Source organism: Mycobacterium sp. 1081908.1 (genome assembly GCF_001673535.1).
In the GTDB taxonomy this organism is placed as follows: domain Bacteria; phylum Actinomycetota; class Actinomycetes; order Mycobacteriales; family Mycobacteriaceae; genus Mycobacterium.
In genome coordinates this window covers 118,406-125,633 of sequence record NZ_LZLY01000160.1, presented here as the reverse complement: position 1 = coordinate 125,633, position 7,228 = coordinate 118,406, and the positions used below count along the sequence as shown (strand labels likewise).

The window sequence follows — 7,228 nt, the reverse complement described above, 5'->3', positions numbered from 1 at the left end:
GGCGCGGGCGGCGCGGGCTGGTCGGGTGCCGTCGGCGGCAACGGCGGCAACGGCGGGGCCGCCGGCGCCGAACAGGAAGGTGTTGCCGGCTGTGCCGCCGGCCCCTCCCGCGCCGCCGGTGGGCTGGGTGGGCCCGCCGATCCCGCCATTGCTGGCGACGCTGAACATTCCGCCGTTCCCGCCGGCGCCGCCGTTTCCGCCGACGCCGCTGGCCGAGAGCCCGCCCGCGCCGCCGGCGCCGCCGGCGCCGAAGATCCCGCCCGTCCCGCCGGCCCCGCCGTTCCCGCCGGGGACACCGAAACCGGTCGAGAACCCGCCGGCCCCGCCGGCGCCGCCGGCGCCGAACAGCGCGCCGGCCCCGCCGTTTCCGCCGTTGCCGCCGACGGCACCCGACCAGCCCGCGCCGCCCGCGCCGGCCGCGCCGAGCAGCCCGGCGGCCCCGCCGTTGCCGCCGTTGGGGTGGCTGGCCCCTCCGGACCCGCCGGCCCCGCCGTTGCCGAGCAGGATCCCGGCGTCGCCGCCGTTCTGCCCGGTTCCCGGGGCCCCGTTGGCGCCGTTGCCGACCAGCGGGCGCCCGAACAGCGCCTCGGTGGGCGCGTTGATGGCGTTCATCAGGGTCTGCTGGACGTTGGCGGCCTCGGCGCCGACGTACGAGGCCGCGCCCCCGCCGAGCGCCTGGACGAACTGGTCGTGAAACGCCGCCGCCTCGGCGGTCAGCGCGTGAAAGTCCTGTGCCTGGCCGGAAAACAGCGCCGCGATCGCCGCCGATACCTCGTCGGCGCCCGCCGCCACCACCCGCGTCGTCGAGGCCGCCGCGGCCGCGTTGGCCGTGCTGACGGTCGCACCGATACGAGCCAGATCGGAAGCCGCCGCCCCCAGCGCCTCCGGTACCGCGATCACAAACGACATGCCCCCGCCTTCCCTCAGTCGATGCCACGACGGACGTTATCGCCATCGGCGGCCTGCCGCACTGGATCAACCGGCCCGGTGCCGGCGAGTAGCCTGACCGCGTGGACTATGCCGCCGAGTTCCTCAACGAAAACCGGGCCTTCGCGGAGCTTTTCCGTGATGTCGACGAGTCCACGCCGGTGCCGACGTGCCCGGGCTGGAACGTCACCCAGCTGTTGCGCCATGTCGGGCGCGGCGACCGATGGGCGGCGCAGATCGTGCGCGACCGGCTGCAGGAATACCTGGATCCCCGCGCCGTCGAGGGCGGAAAGCCGCCACCGGATCCGGCCGACGCGATCTCCTGGCTGCACGGCGGCGCGCAGCGGCTGGTCGACGCCGTCGAGCTGGCGGGCGTGGAAACGCCGGTGTGGACGTTCCTCGGGACGCGCCCGGCGAACTGGTGGGTCCGGCGCCGGCTGCACGAGACGGCGGTACACCGCGCCGACGCCGCCATCGCGACCGGCAGCGAATTCACCCTCGACGCCCACGTTGCGGCCGACGCGATAACGGAATGGCTTGAGCGCGTGGCGATTCAGTCGGGAAGCGACGGGTCGCCGCTGCCGCTCGAGGCCGGCGCCACCCTGCACCTGCACGCCACCGACCCCGGGCTGGGCGACGCCGGCGAATGGACGATCGGCGTCGACGGGGGCGCCATCACCTGGTCGCACGAGCACGGCAAGGGCAGCGCGGCGCTGCGCGGTGGGGCGACGGAACTGTTGCTGGCGATTGTGCGCCGGGTCGCGCTGGCCGACACCGGTATCGAGCTGTTCGGGGACGACTCGGTGTGGCAGGGCTGGCTGGACCGTACCCCTTTATAACTCAGGCGGACACGGTAGCTTGCTGACCATGAGCACATCGGAGATCGCCACCGTTCTGGCGTGGCACGACGCCCTCAACGCCTCGGACCTGGACACCTTGGTGGCCTTGTCCAGCGATGACATCGAAATCGGCGACGCCCACGGGGCCGGGCAAGGCCACGAGGCGTTGCGTCAGTGGGCGTTTTCCCGCAAAGGCACGGCCGAGCCCGGCCGGATGTATGTGCACGACGGCGTGGTGGTCGTCGAGCAGAAGGTCACCACCCCGGAGGGCGCCGTCAGAAACGCGGCGGCGGCCTTCCGGGTGGTCCACGATCACGTCACCTCGATTTTCCGGCACGAGGACTTGGCGGCGGCGTTGGCGGCGACGGAACTCACCGAGGCCGATCTCGTAAATTAGGGGGGCCGAACAGAGAGGCACTTATGCGTGGGATCATCCTGGCCGGCGGGTCGGGCACCCGTCTGCATCCGATCACGATCGGCATCAGCAAGCAGTTGTTGCCGGTGTACGACAAGCCGATGGTGTACTACCCGCTGTCCACGCTGATGATGGCCGGCATCCGCGACATCCTGGTGATCACCACCCCGCACGACGCGGCCGGCTTCGAGCGGTTGCTCGGTGACGGCTCGCAATTCGGCATCAACCTCACTTATGTCCAGCAGCACGAACCCGAGGGTCTGGCCCAGGCTTTCGTGCTCGGCGCCGACCACCTCGGCAACGACTCGGCCGCTTTGGTGTTGGGGGACAACATCTTCTACGGCCCGGGACTGGGCACCAGCCTGAGCCGCTTCCAAAACATAAGCGGCGGAGCGATTTTCGCCTATTGGGTGGCCAACCCGTCGGCCTACGGTGTCGTCGAGTTCGGCGACGACGGCATGGCGCTGTCGTTGGAGGAGAAGCCGGCCACCCCGAAGTCCCAATACGCGGTGCCGGGCCTGTACTTCTACGACAACGACGTGATCGAGATCGCCAAGAACCTGAAGAAATCGGCGCGCGGCGAGTATGAGATCACCGAGGTCAACCAGATCTACCTCAACCGCGGCCGGCTGGCGGTCGAGGTGATGGCCCGCGGGACGGCGTGGCTGGACACCGGCACCTTCGACTCACTGCTGGACGCCAGCGACTACGTCCGCACGCTGGAACGGCGGCAGGGGCTGAAGGTCAGCGTCCCCGAGGAAATCGCGTGGCTGCAGGGATGGATCAGCGACGAGGAGTTGACCAAGCGGGCCCGCACCCTGGTCAAGTCCGGTTATGGCGACTACCTGTTGGGGCTGCTGGAACAGCGGCGGTGACAAGGGCGGCTTCGGGTTTCGCCAGCACGGCGGCGATCGCCGTCGTCAACGGCACCGACAGCGCCAGCGCGATGCCGCCGACCGCGGAGCGGGCGAGTTCGATGGCCACGCTCTCGCTGATCAGCACGTCGCCGAGCGAGCGATTGGACACGCTGAACAGCAGCAGCAACGGGAGCGACGTGCCGGCGTAGGCCAGCACCAGCGTGTAGACCGTGCTGGCGATGTGATCGCGGCCCACCCGGATGGCGCCCACAAAGATGGCCCGCCGGGAGCCGCCGAGGTGGGCGAGCTCGAACACCGTCGAGGCCTGGGTCACGGTCACGTCGTTGAGCACACCCAGCGACCCGATGATGAACCCGGCGAGCAGCAGCCCGCTGATCGACACGTTGCCCAGATACGCCGAGACCTGGCCGTTCTGGTCGTCGGACAAGCCGGTGAGGTGGGCCAAATCGACTGCGGCCCAAGACAATCCGGCGGCCAGCAGCAGCGACGACAGGGTGCCCAGCAGGGCGGCGCTGGTCCGCAGGCTCACCCCGTGGGCCAGGTAGATCACCGCGTAGAGGATGGCCGCGGAGGCCACCAGCGCGACGGGGACGGCGGGGGCGCCCTCGCGCAGCGCCGGCAGCAGGAACACCAGCAGCACCAGGAACGCGACCACGATGCCGACCAGCGCGAGCAGCCCGCGCCAGCGGGCCACGGCGACGACCACTACGGCGAACGCGACCGCGAGCGCGACCAGCGGCCAGCCACGTTCGAAGTCGTAGAAGGCGTAGCTGGTCGTGCCCTGCTCGTCGACCTGCCGGACCAGCCGGACGCGGTCGCCGGCCCCGAAATGAGGCTGGCCCGGACCGGGAGACGACTCCAGCAGCGTCTTGGCGCCGGCGTTCGGCCCGGAGTCGATGGCGACCAGCGTTTGTATGCATCGCCCGGCGCCGGGGGCCGCCGATTGCGGCGCGGTGGTGATCACCTGACCCGCCGACGGGCTGCCGCAGTCGCCCAGCGCGCTGGACAGCACGTGGCCCTTCTGCGTGCTCACGGCGCCGCCGGCCGCGTTCTGGAACGGCATCGGGATGTCGACGTGCTGGCGGCTCGGCCAGAGCAACGCCGCGCCGGCGATCACCGCCACACCGATGGCGACCAGCAGCCCGATCACAATCTTGGCGGGCAGCGGATCCAGCCCGGAGGGGCCCCCGGACAAGCTGTGCGAATGCGAGTGCGTCACCCGGTCGAGGGTAGAGGGCGCCGGGTCGGCACCCGCCTATTGCCGGTAGCCGGCCAGGAAGTTGCCCAGCCGCTCGATCGCGGCGGCCAGATCGCGCGACCACGGCAGGGTCACGATGCGCAGGTGATCGGGCGCCGGCCAATTGAACCCGGTGCCCTGGGTGACCAGGATCTTCTCGGACAACAGCAGCTCGAGGACGAGCTGCTCGTCGTCCTCGATGTCATAGACCTCGGGATCCAGCCGGGGAAACGCATACAGGGCGCCCTCGGGTTTGACGCAGGACACCCCGGGAATCTCGTTGAGCTTGGCCCAGGCGACGTCGCGTTGCTCGAGGAGCCGACCGCCGGGCAGCACCAGGTCTTCGATGCTCTGGTGGCCACCGAGGGCGACCTGGATCGCGTGCTGCGCCGGGACGTTGGGGCACAGCCGCATGTTGGCCAGCAGGTTGATGCCCTCGATGAAGCTGCTGGCGTGCTCCTTGGGCCCGGTGATCGCCAGCCAGCCGGCCCGGTAGCCGGCGACCCGGTAGGCCTTCGATAGGCCATTGAAGGTCAGGCACAACATGTCGGGCGCCAGCGTGGCGAGGCTGATGTGCTTGGCGTCGTCATACAGGATCTTGTCGTAGATCTCGTCGGCCAGCAGCAGCAGTTGATGCCTGCGCGCCAGGTCGACCATCTGGGTGAGGATCTCGCGGCTGTAGACGGCGCCGGTGGGGTTGTTCGGGTTGATCACCACCAGCGCCTTGGTGCGCTCGGTGATCTTGGATTCCAGGTCGGCGATGTCGGGCTGCCAGTTCTGGGTCTCGTCGCACAGGTAGTGCACGGGTGTGCCGCCGGCCAGCGAGGTCGACGCCGTCCACAGCGGGTAGTCAGGCGCCGGGATCAGCACCTGGTCGCCGTTGTCGAGCAGGGCCTGCAGGGTCATCGTGATGAGCTCGGATACTCCGTTTCCCAGGTAGACGTCGTCGACGTCGAACCGCGGGAAGCCCTCGACCAGTTCGTAGCGGGTGACCACCGCGCGCCGGGCGGGCAGGATGCCCTGCGAGTCGGAGTAGCCCTGGGCGTAGGGCAGGGCCTGGATCATGTCGCGCATGATCACGTCGGGCGCCTCGAAGCCGAACGGGGCCGGGTTGCCGATGTTGAGCTTGAGGATGCGGTGTCCCTCGGCCTCCAGCCGCGCGGCGTGCTGGTGCACCGGGCCGCGGATCTCGTACAGGACGTCCTGCAGTTTGGACGACTGCGCGAAGGACCGCTGCCGATGATGGCCGACGGCGTGCACGGGCAGCTGGTGAGTACTCACCTCCCTATGGTGCCATCGCTGTCCACTGAAATTTGCTGACGGACCTCAATCTGTGATCAACGCCCGCCCGGCGGGCGAAATTTTCGCTATTCCCGGCGCGAGTAAACAAGCGATACGCTCGTTTCGACGAATCGGGCACTTCGCCGTTTAGGAACGTGACCGAAAGGGAGGCCCGAATGCGGGGCGTCGAGATTCGACTCGGAGCTTTGACAGGGTAGTCGTGGATTTCTGGGCTCCCCCCGAGATCACATCAGCACTGATTCATTCAGGGCCGGGGCCCGGATCGTTGCTCACCGCTGCCAACGCCTGGCGCCAGCTGGTGACCGAGCTGGGACAGACCGCCGCTGACTACGCCTCCACCGTGGCGAGCATTCCCTGGCAGGGTCCATCAGCGACGGCGATGACCCTGTCTTCCCTTCCCTACATCGCCTGGCTACACAACGCCGCTGCCCAGGCCGCTCAGATGTCGATGGCGGCTACCACCATGGCCAGCTCGTTCGTCGCCACCAAGACTGCAGTAGTGCACCCCAGCGTGGTCGCCGCCAACCGCACGCTGTTGGCCGATCTGATCGCGACGAACTTCTTCGGCATCAACTTCCCGGCCATCGCCGCCACCGAGATTCAGTACCTGCAGATGTGGGCGGACAACACGACCGCCATGCTGGGCTACCAAGCCACCAGCCTGCAGACCATGGCGATGCCGACGTTTAACTCCCCGTCCCCGATGACCACTCCGACCGCCGCCGCGGCTCAAACGGCCGCCGTCACCGCGGCCGCAGCACCCGCCCAGGGGATCCTCGACAATCCGTTCGTTCAGACCGTGAACGCCTATCTGGAAAGCCTGGTCAGCAGCGGTATTTTCAACCCGCAGGCCGAGCTTGGCTTGATCATGAGCGGCCACGATTTCTTCCCCGGTCAGTACCCGGACGTCCTGGCCGCCACCCCCCGCAACCTGGCCATCGCCTACAACCTCACCGGTCCCGAGGCCGTGGGAGGGGCTCCCAACGCCTACGCTGCCGCCGCCTATGCGCCCGCCGAGTCTTCTGTCGCCGCTTCTATGGGCACCGGAATGTACGTCAGCAACCTCGTGGTCCCGCCGTCCGCGGTCACGTCCCCGGTCCAGCTGTCCGCCGCAGAGGCGCCATTGATCGCAACGACGGCCGACGGCGCGCCGCTGGTCCCGATGTTCGTCCCGCCGATGCCGCCGGGAGCGCGTAAGGCCCAGCAGGATAAGCCGACGGAGAAAGGCTATGGACCGCCGATCTTCGGCACCATCATGCGGCGACCTCCGGCAGGCGGATGAGACGAACGCCCAGCCGGCCCCTAGCAAACCCCCGTTAGAGAATTGCCGACTCGCTGGCCCGCCCTCGATCGGGCGGCACAGATTTGGGCACCCAGAGGTCCCGACAAATTTGCCCCAACTGGCCGTACAGGGGGCTGGCCTGGCAATCGTTTCGGTATCGCTGGAGCGGCTCGTCGGGCGGGGGTGCGTCGACGCAAGCCTGGGGGGCAGCGGGATCGTTGATGCCGGCACAAGGATCGTCGGCGCGTGCTTGTGGTGGTGGAATGCACATGGATGCCAGTGCTATGGCTGCTGCCGCGCCCATTATTGCCGTCTTCACCACTTCGTCCCTTCGCGCCCGCGAAATGG

The 7,228-nt window shown here is 69.0% G+C and carries 6 protein-coding genes and 1 pseudogene; 4 read left to right on the top strand and 3 right to left on the bottom strand.

The window, feature by feature from the left end; all coding sequences use genetic code 11:
• Positions 1-909, bottom strand: a 909-nt coding sequence (locus tag A5655_RS26760) for a PE family protein (RefSeq protein ID WP_156765049.1), incomplete at its 3' end; no start/stop codon positions are given.
• 101 nt (positions 910-1,010) lie between these two features.
• On the opposite strand from A5655_RS26760, the gene A5655_RS26755 reads away from it, so the two are divergent.
• From A5655_RS26755 to rfbA, 3 genes are read left to right on the top strand one after another with little or no spacing between them, the layout of a single operon-like run.
• A complete protein-coding gene (locus A5655_RS26755; protein ID WP_067016096.1) occupies positions 1,011-1,766 on the top strand; it encodes a maleylpyruvate isomerase family mycothiol-dependent enzyme in 756 nt (251 codons plus the stop codon).
• Positions 1,767-1,794: 28 nt separating this feature from the next.
• Entirely contained in the window at positions 1,795-2,163 is a 369-nt protein-coding gene (locus A5655_RS26750; protein ID WP_067016093.1) for a nuclear transport factor 2 family protein, read from the top strand.
• Between the two features lie 23 nt (positions 2,164-2,186).
• Complete coding sequence (gene rfbA / locus A5655_RS26745) at positions 2,187-3,056, top strand: glucose-1-phosphate thymidylyltransferase RfbA (RefSeq protein ID WP_067016090.1); 870 nt, start codon at positions 2,187-2,189, stop codon at positions 3,054-3,056.
• Here rfbA and A5655_RS26740 read toward each other — a convergent pair.
• Entirely contained in the window at positions 3,004-4,278 is a 1,275-nt protein-coding gene (locus A5655_RS26740) for a YibE/F family protein (protein WP_067016087.1), read from the bottom strand. The genes rfbA and A5655_RS26740 overlap by 53 nt on opposite strands.
• A 36-nt stretch (positions 4,279-4,314) precedes the next feature.
• Positions 4,315-5,603: pseudogene (locus A5655_RS26735) on the bottom strand (pyridoxal phosphate-dependent aminotransferase).
• A 194-nt stretch (positions 5,604-5,797) separates the two neighbouring features.
• Here A5655_RS26735 and A5655_RS26730 point away from each other — a divergent pair.
• A complete protein-coding gene (locus A5655_RS26730; RefSeq protein ID WP_067016081.1) occupies positions 5,798-6,880 on the top strand; it encodes a PPE family protein in 1,083 nt (360 codons plus the stop codon).
• Positions 6,881-7,228: the final 348 nt, after the last annotated feature.